General features: G+C 40.1%; 15 protein-coding genes, 1 tRNA gene and 5 pseudogenes. 9 read left to right on the top strand and 12 right to left on the bottom strand.

Translation table 11 applies throughout. The features are described from left to right. Positions 1–57: 57 nt before the first annotated feature. The 7 genes from sucC (at position 58) to HMPREF9140_RS04760 (ending at position 7,636) form a co-directional block, all read left to right on the top strand. Positions 58–1,197, top strand: coding sequence for an ADP-forming succinate--CoA ligase subunit beta (gene sucC, locus HMPREF9140_RS04790; protein WP_006952195.1), 1,140 nt, complete (start codon positions 58–60; stop codon positions 1,195–1,197). 47 nt (positions 1,198–1,244) lie between these two features. Continuing rightward, complete coding sequence (gene sucD / locus HMPREF9140_RS04785) at positions 1,245–2,117, top strand: succinate--CoA ligase subunit alpha (protein WP_006952194.1); 873 nt, start codon at positions 1,245–1,247, stop codon at positions 2,115–2,117. 204 nt (positions 2,118–2,321) lie between these two features. Continuing rightward, complete coding sequence (gene greA, locus HMPREF9140_RS04780; RefSeq protein ID WP_025073327.1) at positions 2,322–2,792, top strand: transcription elongation factor GreA; 471 nt, start codon at positions 2,322–2,324, stop codon at positions 2,790–2,792. Positions 2,793–2,804: 12 nt separating this feature from the next. After that, positions 2,805–3,203, top strand: a complete 399-nt coding sequence (locus HMPREF9140_RS04775; RefSeq protein WP_006952192.1) for an HIT family protein — start codon at positions 2,805–2,807, stop codon at positions 3,201–3,203. Between the two features lie 741 nt (positions 3,204–3,944). After that, the gene (locus HMPREF9140_RS04770; RefSeq protein WP_006952191.1) at positions 3,945–6,062 is read left to right on the top strand and encodes an outer membrane beta-barrel protein; all 2,118 of its coding nucleotides are present in this window, start codon (positions 3,945–3,947) and stop codon (positions 6,060–6,062) included. A gap of 233 nt (positions 6,063–6,295) precedes the next feature. Continuing rightward, positions 6,296–6,377 (top strand) — tRNA-Leu (locus HMPREF9140_RS04765). Positions 6,378–6,571: 194 nt separating this feature from the next. Next, the gene (locus tag HMPREF9140_RS04760) at positions 6,572–7,636 is read left to right on the top strand and encodes a DUF2971 domain-containing protein (RefSeq protein ID WP_006952190.1); all 1,065 of its coding nucleotides are present in this window, start codon (positions 6,572–6,574) and stop codon (positions 7,634–7,636) included. Between the two features lie 195 nt (positions 7,637–7,831). Here HMPREF9140_RS04760 and HMPREF9140_RS10760 read toward each other — a convergent pair whose 3' ends face one another. The 5 genes and pseudogenes from HMPREF9140_RS10760 to HMPREF9140_RS10200 form a co-directional block, all read right to left on the bottom strand. Beyond that, positions 7,832–8,164, bottom strand: coding sequence for a hypothetical protein (locus tag HMPREF9140_RS10760; protein WP_006952189.1), 333 nt, complete (start codon positions 8,162–8,164; stop codon positions 7,832–7,834). A 101-nt stretch (positions 8,165–8,265) separates the two neighbouring features. Continuing rightward, positions 8,266–8,715 (bottom strand): annotated as a pseudogene (gene mobV, locus HMPREF9140_RS10755) (MobV family relaxase); the annotation flags it as partial. Between the two features lie 15 nt (positions 8,716–8,730). After that, complete coding sequence (locus HMPREF9140_RS10750; RefSeq protein ID WP_006952187.1) at positions 8,731–8,916, bottom strand: hypothetical protein; 186 nt, start codon at positions 8,914–8,916, stop codon at positions 8,731–8,733. A 241-nt stretch (positions 8,917–9,157) separates the two neighbouring features. After that, a pseudogene (locus HMPREF9140_RS10205) lies at positions 9,158–9,915 on the bottom strand (toprim domain-containing protein); the annotation flags it as partial. Between the two features lie 52 nt (positions 9,916–9,967). Beyond that, a pseudogene (locus tag HMPREF9140_RS10200) lies at positions 9,968–10,225 on the bottom strand (helicase); the annotation flags it as partial. 639 nt (positions 10,226–10,864) lie between these two features. Here HMPREF9140_RS10200 and HMPREF9140_RS10745 point away from each other — a divergent pair. After that, positions 10,865–11,024: pseudogene (locus tag HMPREF9140_RS10745) on the top strand (helix-turn-helix domain-containing protein); the annotation flags it as partial. 243 nt (positions 11,025–11,267) lie between these two features. Continuing rightward, a complete protein-coding gene (locus HMPREF9140_RS04725) occupies positions 11,268–12,344 on the top strand; it encodes a S41 family peptidase (protein ID WP_238300651.1) in 1,077 nt (358 codons plus the stop codon). Between the two features lie 58 nt (positions 12,345–12,402). Here the strand turns inward: HMPREF9140_RS04725 and HMPREF9140_RS04720 are convergent. The 7 genes and pseudogenes from HMPREF9140_RS04720 to HMPREF9140_RS04690 form a co-directional block, all read right to left on the bottom strand. Beyond that, positions 12,403–13,859, bottom strand: a pseudogene (locus HMPREF9140_RS04720) (ATP-binding protein). Positions 13,860–13,867: 8 nt separating this feature from the next. Beyond that, complete coding sequence (locus HMPREF9140_RS04715) at positions 13,868–14,332, bottom strand: hypothetical protein (RefSeq protein ID WP_006952171.1); 465 nt, start codon at positions 14,330–14,332, stop codon at positions 13,868–13,870. Continuing rightward, positions 14,329–15,375, bottom strand: coding sequence for a virulence RhuM family protein (locus HMPREF9140_RS04710; RefSeq protein WP_006952169.1), 1,047 nt, complete (start codon positions 15,373–15,375; stop codon positions 14,329–14,331). The genes HMPREF9140_RS04715 and HMPREF9140_RS04710 overlap by 4 nt, the downstream gene beginning before the upstream one ends. 31 nt (positions 15,376–15,406) lie before the next feature. Next, positions 15,407–15,868 (bottom strand): hypothetical protein, encoded by a 462-nt coding sequence (locus tag HMPREF9140_RS04705; protein WP_006952168.1) that lies wholly within the window; start codon positions 15,866–15,868, stop codon positions 15,407–15,409. Next, positions 15,855–16,625: a hypothetical protein gene (locus HMPREF9140_RS04700; RefSeq protein ID WP_155799217.1), complete on the bottom strand. Its 771-nt coding sequence runs from the start codon at positions 16,623–16,625 to the stop codon at positions 15,855–15,857. Before HMPREF9140_RS04700 ends, HMPREF9140_RS04705 begins: the two co-directional genes overlap by 14 nt. 111 nt (positions 16,626–16,736) lie before the next feature. Then, the gene (locus HMPREF9140_RS04695; RefSeq protein WP_006952166.1) at positions 16,737–20,018 is read right to left on the bottom strand and encodes an Eco57I restriction-modification methylase domain-containing protein; all 3,282 of its coding nucleotides are present in this window, start codon (positions 20,016–20,018) and stop codon (positions 16,737–16,739) included. 4 nt (positions 20,019–20,022) lie between these two features. Continuing rightward, positions 20,023–23,400, bottom strand: a complete 3,378-nt coding sequence (locus tag HMPREF9140_RS04690) for a helicase-related protein (protein WP_006952165.1) — start codon at positions 23,398–23,400, stop codon at positions 20,023–20,025. Positions 23,401–23,406: the final 6 nt, after the last annotated feature.

Below are 23,406 nucleotides of genomic sequence, written 5' to 3'. Positions count from 1 at the left end.
GCTAATTTTTGAACAACAATAATCATCATAATTTTTATAAACTAATTTGTTTTTACTATGAAAGTCTATGAGTATCAAGCAAAGGCTCTCTTTGCAAACTATGGCTTGCCTGTAGACAACAGCATTCTTTGTCGCACGGTCGACGAAGCTGTGGAAGCCTACAAAAAGCTAGGTGGTGAACGCGCGGTTGTCAAGGCACAAGTGCACACCGGAGGTCGGGGAAAAGCCGGCGGTGTGAAGGTTGCAAACGGCGAAGCTGAAGTAAAGCAGTATGCTACCCAAATTCTGGGAATGGACATCAAAGGATTCACCGTTGACCGAGTGCTCGTTGGCGAAGCAATCAACATCGCTTCGGAATATTATGTGAGTATCGTAATCGACCGCAAATCTAAGTCGGCAATCCTGATGCTTAGTCGTGAAGGCGGTATGGACATCGAAGCCGTTGCCAAAAACACTCCGGAGAAGATTGTAAAAATCCCAATCGACCCACTAATTGGCCTACCAACTTTCAAGGCGCGTGAAGCTGCTTTCAAACTTTTCGATGACATGGCCCTCGTTAAGCAGGCCATCCCGGTGTTGCAGAATCTCTATCGCCTGTTTGTTGAAAAAGATGCATCGCTAGCCGAAATCAACCCGCTTGTTGTTACTGGTGAGGGTAATCTGAAAGCTATCGATGCAAAAATGACTTTTGACAATAACGCACTATTCCGCCATCCCGATATTTTCGAGATGTTCGAACCAACGGAAGATGAGAAGAAAGAACAAGCAGCTAAAGAAAAAGGCTTCAGCTACGTGAATCTTGGTGGTGAAATAGGCTGCATGGTCAATGGAGCTGGTCTCGCAATGGCAACCATGGACATGATTAAACTCTACGGTGGCAACCCGGCCAATTTCCTCGATATCGGCGGAAGTTCCAATCCAACGAAGATTGTCGAAGCAATGAAACTCCTCCTTTCCGACAAACATGTGAAGGTTGTGCTCATAAACATCTTCGGTGGAATTACTCGATGCGACGATGTTGCCAAAGGACTCATCGAAGCCTTCAAGATGATTGATATCAACATGCCAATCGTTATCCGATTAACCGGAACCAACGAGACCGAAGGACGAGAACTGCTCAAAGGCACCAAGTTCAACGTTGCCCACACTATGGGCGAAGCCGGGAAAATGGCTGTCGAACTAGCATCTAAATGCTAAGAGAAAGTAACTGAACAATCAGACACAAACAAAAAAACACAAAGACAATGAGTATACTTATCAACAAGAATACACGACTGATAGTACAAGGCATAACCGGCCGTGACGGAAGTTTCCACGCAACAAAAATGAAAGCCTACGGCACGAACGTAGTAGGCGGAACATCACCCGGTAAAGCCGGACAGAATGTTGAAGGCATCCCAGTGTTCAACACCGTTAAGGACGCTGTTGAAGCAACCAATGCCAACACTTCCGTAATCTTCGTGCCCGCAGCCTTTGCCAAAGACGCAATGCTCGAAGCAGCCGACGCCGGCATCAAGCTAATCATCTGTATAACCGAAGGCGTGCCAACTCTTGATGTTGTTGAAGCCTATCGCTACATTCGCGACAAGGGTGCCAACCTAATCGGTCCAAACTGTCCCGGTCTCATCTCGCCCGACGAGAGTATGGTAGGCATCATGCCGACAAACATTTTCAAGAAAGGACACACCGGAGTGATAAGCCGAAGCGGAACACTTACCTATCAAGTAGTGGCCAACCTAACCGAAAACGGAATGGGACAAACCACAGCCGTAGGTGTAGGGGGCGACCCAATCGTTGGATTATACTTCCAAGACCTGCTCGAAATGTTCGAAAACGACCCAGAAACCGACAGCGTAGCCATAATTGGTGAAATCGGGGGTGATGCTGAAGAACGTGCAGCAGAATACATACGCGACCACATGACCAAACCCGTCGTTGCCTTTATTTCAGGCCGCGAAGCTCCTAAAGGAAAGCAAATGGGACATGCAGGTGCAATCATTTCCAGCGGCTCGGGCACAGCAGCCGAGAAAATCGCAGCATTCGAAGCAGCCGGAGTTCCAGTGGCACGCGAAACAAGCGAAATCCCCGAACTTCTCGCAGCAAGGCTCAAGAAATAAGAAAAACGCAACCAATCGTTATCCTCCCCAAAAAGGTAAAGCAAATTTTAACCCGGCATCATCCGGATGCTCGCGATAAAGGCCTACCTTTGCATCACAACGATAGGATTAAAAAAGGAATGGAATTCCGACATCGAAACACATGTCGGAATTCTATCTTTTTATATCCTTCATCAAACACATAACTTTTAAAAGAAAATAAAGATGTCCTACATGTCACAAGAGGGCTACGAAAAACTCGTGGCCGAATTGCAGCACTTAGAATCGGTTGAACGCCCAAGAGCATCAGCCGCAATCGCTGAAGCAGTCGACAAAGGCGACCTCAGCGAAAACTCAGAGTACGATGCCGCCAAGGAAGCACAACGGCACCTGGAGGCAAAAATCAACGAAATGAAGATGACTATTGCACATGCAAAAATCGTCGACACATCACGCCTCAGCAACGAAGCGGTACAAATCATGTCGACCGTCGAGATGACTAACCTCAAAGACAAATCGAAGATGAAATACACTATCGTCAGCGAAACAGAGGCTAACCTCAAACAAGGAAAAATATCCATCAAAACACCCATCGCACAAGGCCTATTGAACAAAAAGGTTGGCGACGTAGTCGAAATCGAAATCCCACGCGGAACAATCCAACTGAGAATCGACAACATCAGCATCGACGTTTAAACAAAAACAGCCATGACTATATTCTCAAAGATTGCAGCCGGAGAAATTCCGAGCTACAAATGTGCAGAAAACGATAAGTTCTACGCTTTTCTCGACATCAACCCAGTTGGGAAAGCTCACACCCTAGTCATTCCGCGACAAGAAACAGACTACATCTTCGATATGCCCGACGACGAACTGGCTGCCTTCCAAATCTTTGCCAAGAAAGTGGCCCGTGCCATCAAAACCGCTTTCCCCTGCAAGAAGGTTGCCCAAATTGTGCTCGGCCTCGAAGTTGCTCATGCCCATATTCACCTCATCCCAATCAACAGCGAGGCTGATATAAACTTCGGTAAACATATCAGTATCACTGCCGAAGAGCAGAAAGACATTGCTGCGAAAATAAATGCCGCTTTCCTTGCACAGACGTAAGATTTACGCACACGAAACACTAAACGGGAATGAATCGACTTAAGATTTATTCCCGTTTTTCTTTCTCAAAATTGAGACTCTACATAACGCAACTTTTTCTAGGCTAACAGAAAAAGCAACATTCATTCGTTGTATAATTCATATAATCCCGAGAAAAGTATATTATCTCCGGAACTTTCCTAATATTATTTACACTAGTATTTTATATCTCCGGAATTTCCCGAATATTAATTACACTAATATTTTATATATCCGGGACTTCCCGAACATTAATTAAACTAGTATTTTATATCTCCGGAACTTCCCGAATATTATTTACACTAGTGTTTTATATCTTCAGAATCTCCCTAATATTATTTACATTAGTATTTTATATCTCCGGAATTTCCCGAACATTAATTAAACTAGTGTTTTATATCTTCGGAACTTTCCGAAGATTATTTATATTAGTGTTTTATATATCCGTAACTTTCCGAACATTGATTATATTAGTATTTTATATCTTCGTAACTTCCCGGAGATATAAATCATGAAAACATAGCATCTTCAAGGAGATTATAATGTCGGAAGAATAATCCGAGTAGCCTTAATAGTGCCGAAAAGCATATGTTCGCTAATGGAATAGGGGCTTGTAGGAATATTTAATCTCTTTTTAAAGTCGCGATAACCTCTCGTAGGTTAGCTAAAGATGCCCTAGTTTTGCAGGCGATGACAAAAACAATAAAATCATTTTATTAGATTATGAAGATAACAATCCATGCAACTTCCGTGAAACAGCCTTTAAGGTTTAGCATTATGCTTAAACTTGTTTTTCTCGCAATTGCTCTATTGTCGCATCTGACGGTTTTTTCGCAAGACGAATCAGACTCCTTACCCAAGGACAGTATTATGTACGAAATTCCGGAAGTGTTGGTCAAAGGCGAACGACCGATAGCTGTTGTCAACGGTAGCGTAATAACTTACGACTTGCCGCGACTGCTTGAAAATAAAGTTGTCGACAATATTTATGATGCTATTAAAGAGCTTCCAGGAGTTGTTGAGAATGAAGGACAATATCAATTGGCCGGTAGGAAAGTAACTATATCGCTCAACGGACAAGTGATGACGTTGACGCCCGACCAGATGCTCTCGCTGTTGAAGAGTCTTCCCGTTAGCCGGCTGGATAAGGCTGATGTAATGTATTCCGCTCCGGCAAAAACGCAGGTTCGCGGAGCTCTCATAAACATCCGGTTGAAGAAAGAAACTTCAAAAGAATCTCTTCTTAACGGAGAAATCAATCTTGCCTACAATCAAAAGCACAATGCCATGTTTGGCGAACGGGGGGCGATGTATTATCATAAAGGTAAGTTCTCGCTGGATGCGATGTATCTACATGGTCATGGCAAAGAATATGGCGTAACCGACGAAGACTCTCACCACTCGCTCAACAACGGAACGGTGCACGACATCAAGAATCATCAAACTCAGCTTTCAAAGTCGTTCGGGCATAATTATCGTCTCGGAGCAGAATTTGATTTTACCGAAAAGCATAAACTCTTATTCGCCTATCAGGGAGCCTATAATCATCGCGACGTAACGAATGATTACACCGGCAACATCGTCGGAAATACGCTGACCATATATCATAATTGGCTTCATAACATAAGACTGGATTATCAGATTCCCTTCGGAATTAAAATTGGCGCCGAGGCCACTTATTATCACAATCCGATGAAGCAGAATCTTAATAGTGTGACACCTACGGGAAATCTTAATCTCCTGGCAGATAACGACCAGCGGATAAATGTTTGGCGATATTATTTGTCGCAAGAACATCAATTGAAAAACAACTGGAGCCTGAACTACGGCGCATGGCATAAACAATCGGTCAACCATAGTCGGCAGGCTTATCTTAATCAAAATGTTACCCCTGTGAGTTATCTCCGACAGAAAGAAGATGTGGTTAATGCCTACGTAGGTTTTGGAAAGAACTGGACAAATAAACTGATTCTTGACGCATCGCTATCCGCCGAATATTATCATTCGCCACAATGGCACAAATGGAACATTTATCCCACGTTGAACATAACTTATGTTCATAACCCGAACAATATATGGCTGATTAATTTTTCAACCGACCGTGCCTATCCGGAATACTGGGCAATGAACGATTTCACAGTGTATGGCAATGGCGGATACGACGAAATTGTGGGCAATCCATATCTAAAACCTGCCAACTCTTACCAAACACAACTGGCTTGGGTACTGAAAAACAAATATCAATTCGTTGCATGGTTCAACTACATCGACAACTATTTTATGCAAACTCCATATCAACGTCCAGACCGGTTGGCAATAATGTTCCGAACCCTTAACTCCAACTTTCAGCAACAAGCAGGTGTACAGGCCGTGCTGCCACATAAATTCGGCTCCTGGCTCGATTCCCGTTTAACCCTGACAGGCGTGTGGATGCACGAGAAAAACGATGAGTTCTACGACATTCCGTTCAATCGCGCCATCTTCTACGGAATGGCACAGATAAACAATGTTGCAATGCTAAGCAAGAAGTCGAACCTGTCGCTCACAGTCGACGGAATGATACGTAGCAAGGCAAAACAAGCCATCTATGATCTCCCCGGTTCAGGCAATCTCAACCTCGGCCTACGCTGGCAATTCTGGAAGAAGCAAGCCATCCTGCATGTTTTCTGTAACGACATCTTTGAGACCTCCTCGATATCGCCCGAGATAGACTTCAAGGGGCAGAATCTGAATATGCATTTTTCCTGCTATCGTCAACTTGGTCTGTCCCTCACCATAAAGTTCGGAGCTTATCAGGAAAAGAAACATAAAGAAGTTGATACATCCCGCTTTCGGAAATAATCTTATAGTCAGATATTCATAATTAATAATCGCTAGCCTTTACCCTCTTCAGGATTTAAGAATAAATATACGAGCTACAAGAATGATGAAACATTACAAAGAAACGATAGAAAACTATGAAGGTAGAAAAGAGATAAATGAAGATAGAAAGTAAAGCGAAGTAAAAACGGTTCATATTACAATACCTACTTTTCCTTTTTTATACATACCTTTGCATCATAAATTTCAAATAAGCCCAGATGGCGGAATCGGTAGACGCGCTGGTCTCAAACACCAGTGGAGCAATCCGTGCCGGTTCGACCCCGGCTCTGGGTACTATGAGAAGAGCTAAGTTGTTTGTTTTTTAACACTTAGCCCTTCTTCTTTTAGAAATTATTCCCATTTTGTTCCCAATCAATCTTAATACAAAAGATATAATATTAACAGGATGTAGGGCGTTTATCCAAAAACAAAAATACTAAATCTCAAAAAAGCAATACACATGTTATTCACTCAAATGATATATTCCTATGAATCACTATTACAAAGATACTCCTCAAGGTAGAATTTTCTACGCAGGATTTATTAATGTTAAAGATCAACAAATAATAAACCCAACAGAGGAAATGCTGAATGAAGATGGTTGGATAAAATTTGTTCCACCTCCACCATCATTGTACAATGACAATGACCCTATTCCTGAAGATACTAGACTCAAACACTTATTTGAAAAATATCCAGATAGTAAGAATATAGTAAGGTTAATTAATGAAGGTCTTGTATATCATTATACAACTTGGGAGACACTTTTTAAAGGTATTCTATCTTCTGAGAATTTAAATAATAGAAAAGCCGTCTTACGAGCTTATAGTGTAAATTATATGAATGATGTTTCTGAAGGTTTAATCATTCCAAGAGGATTATCAGATTTTGAAGAAAGGAAAATAGCAGAAAAATATTATCAAATAATAGAAACAAAAGAAGGTGAGAAGATAAAAGTTCCAGCCACAAGGAGTGCATTCAGGAAGAACCTTTTTGAACGTAGCGCTCATCAAGCTAAACAACACTATTTCTCTGTTTCTTTCTCTAAAGTCTCAGACTCGCTACCTATGTGGAATAATTATGGGCATAATGGGCATGGTTTATCCATTGGATTTGATGCAAAAGCTATTGTTAACCAAGGATATAATTTGGTTGAGTGTATTTATGATAATGAACTATCAAATAAATTAGCAGAGTATATATATAACTCTATCCATGACAAACCTGAAACAACATATCAAACTATTGAGTTAAATACTATTGCGAAGAATCCTCATTTTGAATATGAGAAAGAATGCAGAATTCCCCTTAGAGAACATTATGGGAAATGCTGTATTACAAAACGAGATCAGTTCTTTCCTATAAAGTACGACATAAAAAGAGGGGTGATTTCGCCATTTGTTGACATTTTTATCCCTTTAGAGGCTATTAGAGAAATTTGGATAGGTCCCACTAATGAATCTAATCTTGCTAAAGATTCCCTAAATTCTTGGTTGGATAGTATTGGCATGAATTGGATTAAAATAAAAAAATCCTCCGCACCTTTTAGATAAAGATATTTAAGAAAAAATGCAATGCCATTAGTTAACATATATCAAATAGGCAGTTTGTGCAAATATTTCTCCCCATTTTCATATATAGCTCGACCTTTCGAAACTCTCTGTGCCCTTTCCATTGCTTCCTTCTGTTTCCTTTCAAGATACCATTGCTGTCGCCTGTTCTTAATCATATCTGCCACTAACTCACCATTAATCAACAGCGTACGATGGTCTTGACTTTGTCATTTTAGACGAGAACACAGCGTTATTAAGTTCAAACGGAACTTTCTCGCCCTTAGGCAGGAACTTTCCTGAACATACAGCTCTTTTCCCATTCAATAATTGTTTAACAATCTCATCGCTAATCCGATAAGCATTAGAGCATGTATTGGCAAAGTCCACATTGGCGCATATATCAGGATACCACTCTTCTATGTTTCTTTTGAAACGCTGCAACTTCTTTTGGGCATATCCAACATTATCTTTCTCCGTTTGAATGAGATTTTCCTTTTCACGAATAATCTTATTTAAAGTAGCAATCATCTTATCTTTTTTCGATAATTTGTTGGTTTAGCATTGCTATGGTTTGTTGGTCTTTCGTTGAAAATAAAGAGCCAATGGCGCTAGCCATATCAGAGCAGGCATTACTGATACCCTTTTTCAGCGTGGTCTGTTTCAGTTCTGATTTTACCTTTAATAAATCTTCTGATACCTTCTCCTTTTGCTCTGCCAAAAGAACAATATCCTCTTTGAGATTCTCTGCCTTGCAGTATTGCTCTGTATATATCATCGGCACACAGGCGGGAGCCTTCGGCTTTCTTACAATAGTGCTTCTTCACGCTGTCCTCTGATTTCTTCTTTCTACGTGTAGCGGTGACGATGGGAACTACTGTCGCATGGATATGAGTCGTCTGTTCGTCAATGTGCAGAACAGCAGAGACAAGATTCTCTATTCCAAAGGTATCCTGCATCCACTTCACTGACTGCTCACACCAATCGTCAAGCCTTCCTTCGTGCTGTATCCTTTCCATTGCTTCAGGACTCGCTGAAAGCATCACACGGATGGCATGCACTTGATTCTTTCCCACCTTACGCTTGAGATGCGCATTCTATATTCGATGCTCAATAGCTGCCGACCGTGATTTCACACCTTCGGGAAAAGCAATCAATTCTCGGTCGAGGTGTATGCGACTTTCATCCACGTTGCCTGCAATGAAAGTGTGTTCAATATGGGCAGACATCTTGGAATTTGCCCTCTTTGCTTTCTCCAGATGGAGAACTACAAAATTTGCCATATCATGAAAATTTTTAGTTCGTTGTATAGGTACTTTCATCATCCGCTTGATAAGATGATGCAAGTACCTATTTTTGAAACAGGGAGTTCAGAGGGGTGTAACGTCCTTGGCTCATTGGGAATTTTTTGCATTACTTGTATTGCGGCTCGAAAAATTCCCTAATGAGCTATAGCATTTTATTGCCATAAAAACTCCGTAGGCAAGAGGAACGAAAGCCTCAAGGCTTTAACCATCTTCGTTGTTACCTAACAGGCTTCTGCAGGAGAATATTCTGACGGCAGAGGAACTCGTTGAGATCCTTGCAGTCAGCGTATAGGCCTGAAGAGTCAATGACGGGTATTTTTAGTTCCGAGAGTAACTCTTGGTATGCCTTCCGTCCTGCATCATCATTATCCAATAAGCATTGTACTTTGTCATAACGCGACAAACGTTCTAATGACTTACGGACATTCGTCACAGAATTGAGTACCATATAATCCTGGCGTATCAGTCCGTTGTTCTCCTTTCTTCGAATCGTAAGGAATGAGAGGAAGTCCATGAGGCCCTCGAAAAGAAAACATACATTGTTCTGCTCTTCCATGAAATGACCGATATTCTTTGGCGTGATATCTCCCTTGAAGAATGGATTACGCAACTCATAGCCACCAGAGATGTTGGGCAAACCAATAGCAAAGTAATGTTTACCCCCTTGTATCAAAGTGCAGTTCCTTTCACACCTTTCTGGCCATTTCAATGTTGATACATCTTTTCTCAAGGTTATTGGATAAGGTCTGGATGCATGAGAGGGAGCACTTGCAGGTGCCCAAAGGAGTTCTGCGGTGTGGTCGGCTTGGCTGTGGGCTGTCTAACCGACACACTGCTTGGCGCATTGTGTTCTATCTGATGAATGAGATACGACACGTCCGAAGAGTTGTAGAGCAAGGCTGTAAGGTCGATGATGTTGCCACCTCTACCAATGTCGAAGTCGTACTATAGATTAAGTTCTGTGTTTACCTTAAACTTCAGCAAACTCAAGCTCCAACTTATTAGGATTACTGCGGATAATACGCTACAGGGCTGGCGTAAAGGTCAGTTGTGGCGCAAACCACATGCGACTCTCCTTTTGGGTAGAAAAGGGGCAGTGCTGCAGAAAATAGAGAAAGGCGGGTATTTCGGCTTTCAGCTTTTGCAGAAAGTAGGTATCATCACTTTTAAGACGCTCTATCTTCCTGACCCAATATCGGGTTTCTACCACATCTATGATGACTGGGAATAACTCGTTATTGGAACACAGTACGAACTTGGCAAAGAAGGAGATTTCGTCTCGGTCTGCTAAAAGAGAAATTAAAACAATTTGAGAGTATTGTAAAGATTAATAGGATGTGTAAATCATGGACTAATAAAGACAACTTAGCTGGCTATGTTTCAACGAGCTTAGACTATCAAATAAAGCATCATCCACGCCCAGGATGGGTTAGAGCTGATAAAATAACCTCAGATGAGGCGAATACTAAGATATTAGAACTTCAAGAGGAAAATAAGAAGCTTACTCAACAAGTCGATTTTCTAAGTTCAAAGTCGCCTGCAAGGTACTGAACAGTATAAGCAAGGAGAAGAACTTTTTACGATACATTATAGAACTACTTTGTTTTCTGAGGATAACTTTCATGATGAAGAGAAAGCTGCCTCATGGAATGACATATTCCTATCAGTCTGTACTTTATTACTTAAGCCAGTCTCTGAGAGACAAATAAAAGATAGACTTGAAGAGGCTTTTATACCAAGATATTCTAGTATAAAAGAGTCAGATTTCCAAACAATACTTGTACAACTAATGGCACTAAAATTGATTAGTACAGATGTGGGTAAAGATTATGACGGTTCTGCATATACTTATTGGGTATTGACACCATATGGCCTTTCTGAAATGGCTAGATTAAGGGCAATAAAGCACGATAGTTAGTCATGCAGGTTCTTAAATTTATCGAAGAGTTATCTCTACAAACTCACATTGGGGTACTCTTATATCTCATTACAAGCCACGGGGTAGAATACTTTACTTTGAGAAAGCAGAGATTGAAGCTTTGGTCAATATAAAACCGATTAAAATTTCTGCACAGATAAATTAAGAAGATTAAAGATACATAATGGAAAGCAAACTTTTAATACAAGAAGTAACTTATGGCACATAAAGAATTATATGAAATAAAGAAACATTACGGGTAGGGCAGGACCATGGAAAGATGCAAAAACATGAAAAAGAAGAAGTACGGAATAAAATATATAAATTTGCAAACCAAGATCGAATACTAAACAAGAAGTGACCACTGACAAAGATATGATTAAAATATAATTCACCTGAAAGACAATATATGATGAACTTAAGACAGCTCTGTATTTCTGTTGCTTTATGTTGGACTTCCACCTCATTTGCAATACATCCCGACAGCATCAATCATCATCTAAAAGATTATCAATATCTAACAAGATTTACTGAAGCCAATCTTGCTACTTACCCATATATTCACAAAATGTATGGTAAGGAATACGCCAAGCTTAAAAAGTCGATCAAGCGACATTTACTGAAAGGTCAAGATATAGAAACCGCAACTTGTGACTATGTCTTTTGGTTTTTCTCTCAATTCGACACCCATTTTATAGTTGACCGACATCGATTCTGGCAAGAGTATGACCGAAGAGTTCATCCCAAGTATAACGAGAAGATGGAGTATGACCCTCAACCCCTTGCGTGTATGCTCGATACGGATACCTATCTGGTAAGAATACCCTCTTGCAGCGGACAGAATCCCACTTACGCATGGGTCGATAGTGTTGCCCAAGCCTATAAAAGAACGAATTGTCCCTATCTCATTTTAGATATTCGAGGTAATTCTGGGGGAAATGATGCCATTTGGGAACCTTTTCTTGAGATACTCGCAGACCATCAACCAAAGAAACCTTGGAGAGTCCTATTCAGAAACACCCCCATGAATAGGGAAGTACTCATGAAACAAGGTGATACAAATATCGTAGAGAAAGCCCGTCAATCGAAAGCACAGTTTGTGCCATTGTCAGAAGAGAACAATAACGAGGAAATGCCTTTCATTGCAAGCCATTTAAAAAAGGCGGCAATTCTCGTTGATAGCAGAACAGCAAGTTCTGGAGAAACCTTAGCTCGTTTTGTAAAAGACTATTGCCATCGTGGAAAAATATATGGACAAGACCCTACCAGCGGAGCAAACCTATCGGGTAACATCGCTCCATTTCAACTGCCACATAGTGGGATTACTTGCTATTATCCAGTTTGCGTCGACGAAGACTTCGCTTTACAAATAAAAACAAAAGAAATAGGAATCAAGCCAGATATAAAGATTCCACTACCACTTCCCGCCTCTCTCAAAGATCATATTGACACATGGGTTGTATGGGTTGCAAAGAAATTGAAATAATCCTATATGAAGCAAGCCCAACCTAAGTTCTCGTTTGGTTGGGCTTGTGCGCTGCATATTATTCTATGATTTCCCAAAAGCCGCCTTTATTGGGACCGACACGGCGAAGGTATTTATCACGCATAGCTTCTATGTTACGAGATATAGAATTTTCACTGATTCCCACATGTTTGGAAAGTTCCGATTTAGAAATATATGGATTCTCTATTATTAGCTTGATGATAGAAATACGATTTTCTGTTAATTTTTCATTGAGAGCCACCGCTTTTTCTATCACCTTTTCTATCACCTCTTGATGAGTTTTTATCACCTTTTCTGTCACGTTGACATCCTTTTCTATTATCCTTTCTGTCACCTTCGGCACTGTAATCTTCAGAATAAAATCATCAAGATGGAAAGATAAACATGGTGTACCATTAGCTTCCAACTCTCTACATACACGGTCTACACCTTCACCAAATTCCTTTACAAAGCTGTATGCCTTAAGGAATTGAGCAATTTTCGGATTGCGAGAGAAATGCGTATGACGGATATTAGAGGGCTTGACCATTGCAGGTAACCTACCGGGCGACTCGAATACAAGTCGATTGTCAAGCATCTTAATTTGGATTTCCGTACCCTTTATATTATAGGCACGGTGGCAACAAGCATTAACTACCATTTCTTGTATCACAAACTTTGGGTAATCTCTATGGGTTACGAACTGTCCATGTTGCCCAAGGAACGTATGCTCCTCTACTTGGGTTTCAAGATAAGCTATCGTGGCTTTCACCTGATCAAGTATCGTTCCTTCAAAAGTTACGTCCTTAATCACGTTCATCTCTGCGCCCACTCTCTCTTCTGTACCTTTATAACGGATAAAGCGAGTGCGCCCACGAGGAAAGAACTTTTGAGGATATTTACCAAACAACAGAATACAAGCCACACTAACTTGCTCCTCTCCCTTTGCATTGGTAGTCAAGAAGCCATTATTTTATTGTAATATTGCTTTGCTGATTTGGTATAACCAATTAATTCTGTATATCTTTCGACAGCGGTCATATCAATGTCATCAACCATAGCACCATACACAGCCGTATCCTCGTAGTAGCGTTCACCCTTATCATACATCAGCTGTATGCGTTCTTCAAAAGTCAACTTTCTACTCTTATCGCCAACACGCATATAGGCTTCGTCTACCTGATTAGCGTGTAGTTCCGAACTTGCAGGGATATACATTAACAAAATATGGTTGTCGTTCCCATCCTTATCAGTACAAGGGACCAAATCGGTGGTAATAGGCACGGAAAGATTACAGAAATCCTAAGGAACACGCAGCAACTCATTTAGCATCTCTGTATATTGATCCACACCCTCTATCCTCCGAGTCTTGTCATATACGTCAATAGCAATCACTCCACCATCAGCGTTGGCAAACGCAACGATGGGTACAGCCAAAGTCTTGGGAACAATTTAAATGCTCTTGCAATCAAATGTCTGACCTTCCTTGCGGGCTATTGTGTCTTGTATAGTCATAGTGGGAATTATAATGTTATCATTTTTTGTTTATTATTAAAGGCGGCCTTAAGCGCGTAGAGGCTGCTTTGCTCGGTCACACCTACGAATAATATCCTGTCAGCCATTTCGCAAAGCCACTTATTCCTCATCATTGCTGTGTTCTTTGACTGACGTGCAGCATTACTTACAGAAACTATCAATAGTCTATTTTGAGTTAACGCTTCTTGTAATTCCTTAGGGATAACTTTATACATTCGCCGGGCAAGAACAAGAATAACAGGCTGCTTACCTTTCAACAGAAAGTGAAGTACATCTTGTTCCAATTTACTATTAAATCCGCTGATGATACAGTCTCTCCGACTACGCATATCAGTAGCCCAATCATATACCCGCAACACCGTTTCGGAAGCAATATTGCTTGATGCGAGGAAGGCTGTCTTTTGTAATTTCAGCAGTTCCTGATTGCCAAGATATTCTGTGGTGACTATCATTGATTATTCTCTCCGTTGTCTTTTTTCGTTTTATTGCTCTTTCGTGGTGCAATACGCTTTAGATCTTGATCGAGTTGTCGGATACTATCAAAGTGTTCTATTTGCCGTTGCTGTTCTTTGTAAGCAACATATTCCTTCGTTGCTTTGGCTACTGCCAGCTTGTGAGAAATTGTGCCAGCATGTTCAAGGATATTCTTTTCGTTCATGGTAAGTACAAGGCGTAGTTTCTGCACCCAATCACGCATATACATCGGTTTCTCAGCCAAAGCCTGCGCCTCAGCATAGGCAAGGAACTGTTCTACGATAAGTTTTAGTTGACCAATCTCCTTCTCATTCAGGTAGTTCTTACCAATCAAGACATCATTCTTGGTAACTTTTTCTTCTTTTTCCGTAGAAGTAAGTCCCATCATTGGCAGTGAAGCATTGGCACGATAAAACATAAGTTCAGCAGCTGTCTTTCCGCTGACAGCCCAAAGTAACTTGTTCTGTACCTCTTTGAAGAAAGCCAATGTCATTTCAGCCGATGGATTATAGTCGATGCTTGTTGCATAGATGTCCTTTATTTGCTGATAAAACACTTTCTCAGAAAGGCGTATCTCGCGAATACGATCTAAGAGTTCTTTGAAGTAGTTGTAGGAAGAACCTGTCTTAAACCGCTCATCATTCAATGTAAAGCCCTTGATGATATAATCTCTGAGCCGCTGTGTAGCCCAAATGCGGAACTGTGTGCCCTGCTGTGATTTCACCCGATAACCTACAGATATTATTACATCAAGGTTGTAATAATCTATATTTCTAGAAACCTCTCTATTCCCTTCCAACTGAACTGTTGCAAAATTTGCAACAGTTGATACTGGAGGTAATTCTCCCTCTTCAAACACATTCTTAACATGTCGTGAGATAGTAGATTTATCACGCCCGAAGAGTGTTGCCATCTGGTCTAACGACAGCCACACGGTTTCCCTCTCAAATCGAACATCTATCTTTATCTTCCCATCTGCCGACTGGTAGATAAGCATATTGTCGTTGTTATTTATTTTCATTATTTTTACAAAAGATATAATTAAGCTTCATTCATTTTTTATTATTCGCTTCTATTAAGTCCCATAAACCCAATATTGAATCATATATAGCTAATAAAAAATAGATGATTGAAAAAACTGTTATTGAATTAGAAACTGTAGCTATAAACGGCTTTATAGTGTTAGGGGCTAAAGTTTCACAAGCTCCTCGTGCAATAAAACAGAGTAGAGAAAATATAATCAGTATCATCTCTATTATAATTTCTAATTTTATATTTTTCAAAACGTCACTTGTATCTGCATTCGTTCTATTTTTATAGCAAATTAGTTCCTTTAAAATACTTCCAAATATTGTCACGTAAAATACGAGAAGAGATATCAATATAGGTACTAAATTTCCACTTATTTTAAAAAGATAATCATACTCTTGCCCACCAAGATATGACACGTATCCAATAGACACAGAAACTGTAGCATATCCAATATATCTAAATAATGTATTAAGCATTTTCATTATCGTACTGATGCTTTAACCACCCTGATAGATTTTGAAACAAATCTGATGATGCCATCTTTGCTTCTAAATCATCTATTTCAAAACTTTTTATAGTTTCTCCAGTCCGAATAAATTTTTTTATTCCACGAGCCTTTATAGTTATTGGATTACCGCTCTTTGCTGATGCTTCAACTAATCCTGCCAATTGAGTATTGCTTTCATGTAATTCTAATTGTTCAGAGTTATCTGAACAAAACTCCAACTCTGTCTTTTTACTATTTACAGCTTTACTTTCAGAATTAAGAAATTTTTCTATACTATCATGTACTCTTCCAAGATTTGGATAAGATAATGTGAATCGTACCATTGATACACCTTTAGTTTGCTTGCCAACAAGCTCCCAAAACTCTTTTTGTTCGTATTCTTTTTTTATTTCAATGGTAAGACCATTATTAAGGAGCCTCTTTTTTAGAGTATATTCTAATATGTTTCTAACAACATCTGTACTTGAAAAAGACTTTTTATCTTCTTCAATTGCAACTTGCTGTATATTTTCTCTATTGTCTAAGATAACAAAGCAACTAGGAGAATAATGATGTTGGGTATTTTTAAAGTTTTCTTCAAGGTTTAATGCTTTATTATTAGCAATCCTAAAAACTAGAAGGCCTTCGTGATCGTAGAAAAGTTTGAAGTTAAACTCTCCATCTTTCTTACTCTTAAATTTAAACCCAGGACTTGTAATGATATTACGGATATACTCTAATTTATTATCCATCCGTTCTTGGATAGAAGGTAAATTCTCAAACAGATGTTTTTCTCTGTTCTGCAAAGGAGCACATTGAAAAGTGTATAATATAAAACGTGACATAAAACTTAACTTTATTGATTATTCCTCGTTTAATTCATCACCCATACGATATTTAATGTCGTAGTTGATAATGAAATCTAACTCTTCTTCGGTAAAGCCATAGTGACGAGCAAGGAGCTTGTCTATCTCGTCAATAATGGGCTTAGACTTCCGTGGATAGAATGCTTGAAACCGTCTCCAACCTGAAGAATAATTATATTCTAAGAACTGAGAATTAGCTTGCAAATCTTTAGATAGTTTTAAAGAAAGGCTGCCCAATAAACGACTATAGTTTTGTTTACATGTATCCAAGTTAATCTGAAAATCCTCGACCTCAGGTTTATTGATATTTCTACAATCACTAAATGAATACGTAAACCAATAGAATAAGGATGAGTGATAAACAGCTAAAATTATATCTTGGTATTTTTCGTCGAAAACAAGTTCCTTTAATTCGGTTGGAACTATTTGATGCCCATATTCATCAAACATTAATGGTTTTTTATCGTAGAACAAGATGAATGCACCGAATGCCCGTCTGTACCAAAAGGAAACACCCTGTTTCATCTGATAATAACCAATTGGTTTCTTTTCTCGCTTAATTTTTAAAAGAATCTGGTTTTGGATGTTATTTGATATTTTCGGGAAGGAGCGATTTATAGAACTGTCTACTAATTCTAATGCAAGTTTTATATAGCAACATTTCCTAAAAAGAATAGATCTTTCTGATACTGTCCATTTGTAGTATTGAGATACATAAACATCATTGTTTATGCTGTCAAGAGTATTTATAACAATAGCAAGTCGTGGATGCACACCCTCAAAAAGACAACACGGATGGATGTTGTATGATGAAAAATAGCTTGTCCCTTTTTTATGGATAAACTTCCGCAAATTTACATAACCAGGAGTAGACATAATTGAGACAGGAACGATGTTTCCCATCAGTCCTTTTTCATTAATTAGAGAGTATTCCCTTTCTAACGTAAAAGCATATAGGTTTCCACACGCTATTGTCTCATAATGTAAAATCCTGTATCGTATATTAGATGGTCTATTCTCCACATACGGTGGATTCCCAATAATCACATCGAATCCTCCGTGATCATTGATAATATCGTAGAATTCAGCAAGCCAATGAAAGGGTTGGTGCAACTGATACCAGGCCTCGTAATCAGCGGCAGTGCCCACAGCACCAAACATTTTATGATTCAACAGGTCGTTAAGCTGTGTGAGCCGTTCTTTCAGCTCATGTTTGGCATGCTTGAAAGCTGCCATATCCTCTGTTTGCTTCAGTTGTATGTTCTTGAATATGTCGTAAGTGCGGGCTACCTTATCCATCTCATCATTCACTTTTGCCTTAAATTCTTCAATGGCAAACATATCGCCTTGCACCAAGTCCCGTTCCAGTTCTTTCTGTGTAGCATAGCCCACAAGCGTGTTGCCACAACGGATGTTGAAATCGATGTCGGGCAAAGGGTCAAGTCCTAAGTTCGGGTCACGTTTGTCTACTTCAACTACTGCCACCATCTTTAGGAACAAACGTAGTTTGGCTATTTCTGTAGCTTCGACCATAATGTCGACACCATAGAGATTGCGGAGAATGATGCTCTTATAGATGAAGTATTGTATGTTAGAACGATATTTATGTTCAATCTCCTGTAGCTCTTGTTTGAAGAGTTGAGAATTCTTTGCATTGAATTCCTGCATACGGTTGATGCATACCTCGTAGAGCGGCTCAAGGATATTGAGTGCAGCAAAGAGGAAAGCCCCCGAACCACAGGTAGGGTCGAGTATTGTGACATGCTGCAATGCATGGTAGAAATGCTTTACAAACAGATGGTCTTGTGTGTGTGCAAGATAATCAGTTACAAACTGGCGTATGTTGAGGTTGTAAGTGATGAAATCATTGACGTCAGTGATTTCTCCTTTTACAATTTTCTCTTTAATGTTGTTGTAACGTTGTAGTCGTTCAATGGTCTCACGCCAAATCTCTGTAGGTAGAGCTAATGCTTCAGGTGTGCGCTCGTTCCAATGGCAACGACGTTCCAAAAGGTTGGGCTTTGTGGTGTCAAGTCCTATTGCTATTTCCTCAGGAATAGTTTGGTCAACTCCTTTCTTCATAGCATCGAAGATGTACTTATCACCACTCTCTTTCAGATACTGCCATAGTTCGCTGTTTGCGTGGAAATGCTTTTCATCTTTACGCTTAACAGTAGACATTAAATAAGGGACAATCGTGTTACGCCCGATATATTCAGTAATATCCTCCTTTGTGTAATAAGCTCCCATTTGGGCTCGGTCGTTGATATATTGCTCAAATATATATCCTAAGACATCAGGATTGATATCACGTCCAGAAGCAGTCATACGGTCGTCTAAATGCCAATGCCATTTATCGAAGAAGTCGAAGAGACTAATAAAAGCCTCATCAGCAATATCCAAATTAGCATATTCCCTTTCTATTTGGTGCACATCGAACATGCCACCATTCAGATAAGGAATGCGCCCATAAATCTTTTCAAACTCATGGCTGTGTTTGGGCGCATTGAGTCCATCATGGAACAGGTTGACAAGAAAGCCTTTATAGAACTTGTTGAAAAAGCGGTTTTCGCCATCCTGCTGACGTGTCCACTCTAATTTGTGTCGCAGGTAATCCACGTCTCCATCGAGAAACTCTTTCTTCTGAATGAAATAACAGAACATCAGCCTATTGAGCATCACCGAGGTGTACCACTGCTTGTTCTTATTCTGCTTGTCATCGATATGGTCGTCAATGCCAGAGATGAATTTAGCGAAGTTGCTATGCTCTTTCTTGAACCCGGCATAGAAGTCTTTGGTGATTTTCTCTGAATTGATGAGAAATGCCGCCTGCACCTTCGCTATGATGTCGAGAATGGTGGGATTATCTTCCAGGGTGAACGACAGAGCCTCCATTTTCTCAAACAAGAACCCTGCTTTGTCAAGCGAATCATATTCAACCAACACGATATCCCGCTTCTCTACCTTTTTCACAGGAGCCACCCAAAGATGGTGCACCGTACTCGAAACCATAAAGATGCAAATATAGTTTTCGGCATTCTTCCGAATCTTATGGTCAATCTTCTTGCACATGGCCGACGAAGGAATATCTTCGACATGGCATTGCAGAATTTGAAATCCATTTCGTTCGGCAATCTCCTTTATGTGAAACGTTTTGTCTTCTATTGTTATTTCGGGTAGTTGTGTAGCTCCTAAAGGGTTGTTCCATAGCATTTCACTTACGAACAGTCCCTTAAAATCGGATGCTGATATATACTGGTTGAATATATTCCTTTTCATTATTTTATTTTTTTAATCCCATAGAACAGATAATCACAGGGTCTTTATGTTTAATTTTGTCTTCGTCTATACGACAAAGATTTGCATTCTCATACATTTCAATGACAGTGTCGACAATATCGTCATGTGTATTGCCTGTACGCATCATTCTACCAAGGATAAATTTAGAGTTTTCCAATAACGGATAGTTGTATACTTGGTCGATAGCAAACTTTAATATATCTTTCTTTGCTTGCGTATTAAAAAGATTTAAAGGTTGCTCATAATAGTGATTCAGCAACTCATAGATTTTACGTTTAGTACTGAATCGACTACCAAGGATACCTCCAACATTAGTGTTCTCGTTCTTAATACTTTTTACCGCTTTCTCAACCAATGACAGATGATTATCCTGTGCAGGTAGACAAGGTTCTTTAATGGTGCATGCCATTGTTTGCAGGATACGCTTTTGCGACTGACTAACAATATCTCCTTTAGAATTATACCACGAAAGTACGTCGAAGTCATTATAAGTGCGTGCGTAGGTAATAACGCCATCCTCACTAATGTCATTTGCTGCCTTTGTAGAATAAGCGATGTTTGGTATTGCTGGGATAATACGTTTTAAGTCTGGATTGGCATCTGTTGCATTCTTCCATATCTGGTAAGCTTGTGACCCAAGGTCGACTTCTATATCATCTTCATCCTCGTCTAAGCTACTACTATTCTCATTATACATATCACGTAGGTTCTGTTCGTTGCCCTCAAAGAACACCTCATCACTCCCCACAATACCAGCATTTTCATTAATTCGTTCGTTAAGGCGTGTGCGTAAGCGAATAATCTCCTCTACTTTGTCAGCAGGGAAGAAAGAATAACAATAGATTTGCTCAGAACTCTGATCGATACGATCCACACGTCCTGCACGCTGAATAAGTCGGATAATAGCCCACGGCAGATCGTAGTTCACGATGACATGTGAATCTTGCAGGTTTTGCCCTTCACTCAGCACATCAGTTGCTATCAGCACACGCAATTCATTCTCTGTGGAAACATCAGCCTTGTTACTAATGGGCGAAAATCTGTCAACAACATCCGTTGGATTCTTTGTGCCTCCCGTCACTTTCTCTATGTGCTTGAAACCACGCTTCTTGAGTTGATAATATACGTAGTTTGCCGTATCTGAATATTGCGTAAAGACCACAATCTTATCCTTCTGATGCTTATCGTTCAATAAGCCTTCCAACTCATTGAGCTTTTGATCGGTCTGTGGATTCCATGCGTCACATAGGTTAATCATGGCAATCAGTTGCTCGCAATCTTTTTTCAATTGCTGCTTGAGCGTGCGCTTAAAGTACTTGGAATCTATCCATTGCACATTGTTCTTGCCAATCAAGCCATTGTAATACTCCTTAGCTTTATCCATGTAGACCTGCATGTCGTTGGGAACGGTTATTAGGTTGTCGCCGGAGGAATACTCTTCATGCTCGTCGTCGTTTGTAAATACATCGTTGATATCTGCATCATCTATGAAATCCTCAGGGAACGTATTTTCATCACTGACGGGCAACTTCAATTTATTGTCGATAGCATAGAGATATACGGCATTACGCAGTATGTGGCGGAACAGGGTAATCAGGAACGAGAAACCGCTACTGTCGATACGTTTGAAGAAGGTGCTCTTACAAAATCCCATCATACGTGCTCCTGCACGTGATAGGTTTTCTATCAGGTTCTTCTCATACTTCGATGCATCTTCTGCTTTCTTCTTGTCTAAGTAATGTATCAGACCGTAACGAGGAAGATTCAAGCTCTCCATCAGTCCAATCATTTGTTCTGAATAAAGCCTGCTATATTGGTCACCATCAGCTGTTTTGAATTTGACGGCTTTGGGCACCCGATCAGGGAAATACGACTTATGCCCATCCTTGAACTCCAAATACTTTCGCCCATTCGTGGGGTCGGTCTTAGCATAATTATCTTTAATGAAGGTGCGTGTACGTCGAATCAGGAAGAGTTTCATCAGTTCTTGCCAGTCTTCCTGACAATCACTTCGTTCAAACGCCTTGATGCTGCGTATAAAGTCCTCGTGCTTCTCGGCAAACTTCCTTTCACCACCAATCTCACGGATATAGGCCTCCGGACGAATACCCAAGTCGGTGTCATCATCTATAAACAAACGCAACTGACTGCTCAAATCTTTGTATTGTTTGTTATAGGGTGTAGCTGTAAGCAACAATACTTTGCAATCCTGTTTCTGTATCAAATCTCTGATATTGCGATAGCGCATACCTTGACTGTTGCGCAAGTTGTGGCTCTCGTCTACGATGATGAGCTTGTAGTAGCGTGCATTGTCTACATCGATAGGTTTTGCCATCGATATAATATCTGCCTTCAGGTCATACTGTTTACGATACTTTGCCCACATATCCTGCAAGTTGGCAGGACAGATTATCAGCGTGTTGCTGCCAAAGGTGTTTTCATACATTTTCGCAATAGCACAAGCTGTTATGGTTTTTCCCAATCCAACAACGTCTCCAATCATTGCTCCACCACGTTTCTCATTGTTAAGATGACGGGCAGCAATCTTTACAGCTGTCTGTTGAAAGTCAAAAAGACTATTCTTAAATTCTGCAGGAATCGTAAACTCTTTAATTCCAGAGCGTGCTTCTTCACTTAAGTGATATGCAGTTTTGAGATAGATGTAGTAAGGAGGAATGTCTTTATCGCCAGCCCAGCTATTATCGATAATTTCTATTAACTCTTTAGTTATATCAAGACAAAACTTATCTTCCCAACGTTCATCAAACCAACAAGCTAATTTTTCAGCACTATCACTATCTCCAAATTCAGCGTTCAACTCTCCTTGCCTTGTAAGTCCCGAATAGGTAAGATTGCTACTACCCATGATGGCTTGAATCTTATTGAAATTATCATCAGGACGATAGGCAAGATAGAGTTTTGCATGAAGTGGTTCACGAAGATATAACTTCACGCATACCTTTTCGTCTTTCATCTGTTTGGAAAGGCGACGAAGCGTGAACTCATCCTGTTTTGTAGGGAAACCTAATTGCAGCTGGCGTCTGAACTCACGACTTATCGCCAGTTTGCACTGGCTTACATAATTGGTATCAGGCAATGGCTGTTCTGTGTAAAGCTGCCGTATTATCTCTTCGGCTGGGCGATGCATACCAATGAGCAATCTACATTTGCGAAATACGCGTTCATCGTTTTCATAGATATAATCGCCAGTAAGCGAATCAATTTGGTCAACAACAATATTCCATCCACGCAGATTAAAATAACCAACGCAGAAGTCCACGCGCTTTACACCCGTATTGGTAATAATTCCTTGCAGCCCTTCGGCAAACTTGCTTTCTATATTATCATAAATTCGTGCCATAATACA

Source organism: Prevotella micans F0438 (genome assembly GCF_000243035.1).
Classification (GTDB): domain Bacteria; phylum Bacteroidota; class Bacteroidia; order Bacteroidales; family Bacteroidaceae; genus Prevotella; species Prevotella micans.
This window is presented reverse-complemented; position numbering and strand designations above follow the sequence as displayed.

Excerpts from the sequence above, each read along its gene's own strand:
- greA (WP_025073327.1), top strand. The coding sequence starts at position 2,322 with ATGTCCTACATGTCACAAGAGGGCTACGAAAAACTCGTGGCCGAATTG.
- HMPREF9140_RS04690 (WP_006952165.1), bottom strand. The coding sequence starts at position 23,400 with ATGGCACGAATTTATGATAATATAGAAAGCAAGTTTGCCGAAGGGCTG.
- HMPREF9140_RS04725 (WP_238300651.1), top strand. The coding sequence starts at position 11,268 with ATGATGAACTTAAGACAGCTCTGTATTTCTGTTGCTTTATGTTGGACT.
- HMPREF9140_RS04705 (WP_006952168.1), bottom strand. The coding sequence starts at position 15,868 with ATGAAAATGCTTAATACATTATTTAGATATATTGGATATGCTACAGTT.
- HMPREF9140_RS04695 (WP_006952166.1), bottom strand. The coding sequence starts at position 20,018 with ATGAAAAGGAATATATTCAACCAGTATATATCAGCATCCGATTTTAAG.
- HMPREF9140_RS04760 (WP_006952190.1), top strand. The coding sequence starts at position 6,572 with ATGAATCACTATTACAAAGATACTCCTCAAGGTAGAATTTTCTACGCA.
- sucD (WP_006952194.1), top strand. The coding sequence starts at position 1,245 with ATGAGTATACTTATCAACAAGAATACACGACTGATAGTACAAGGCATA.
- HMPREF9140_RS04700 (WP_155799217.1), bottom strand. The coding sequence starts at position 16,625 with ATGGATAATAAATTAGAGTATATCCGTAATATCATTACAAGTCCTGGG.
- HMPREF9140_RS10760 (WP_006952189.1), bottom strand. The coding sequence starts at position 8,164 with ATGATTGCTACTTTAAATAAGATTATTCGTGAAAAGGAAAATCTCATT.
- HMPREF9140_RS04715 (WP_006952171.1), bottom strand. The coding sequence starts at position 14,332 with ATGATAGTCACCACAGAATATCTTGGCAATCAGGAACTGCTGAAATTA.
- HMPREF9140_RS10750 (WP_006952187.1), bottom strand. The coding sequence starts at position 8,916 with ATGGCAAATTTTGTAGTTCTCCATCTGGAGAAAGCAAAGAGGGCAAAT.
- sucC (WP_006952195.1), top strand. The coding sequence starts at position 58 with ATGAAAGTCTATGAGTATCAAGCAAAGGCTCTCTTTGCAAACTATGGC.
- HMPREF9140_RS04710 (WP_006952169.1), bottom strand. The coding sequence starts at position 15,375 with ATGAAAATAAATAACAACGACAATATGCTTATCTACCAGTCGGCAGAT.
- HMPREF9140_RS04770 (WP_006952191.1), top strand. The coding sequence starts at position 3,945 with ATGAAGATAACAATCCATGCAACTTCCGTGAAACAGCCTTTAAGGTTT.
- HMPREF9140_RS04775 (WP_006952192.1), top strand. The coding sequence starts at position 2,805 with ATGACTATATTCTCAAAGATTGCAGCCGGAGAAATTCCGAGCTACAAA.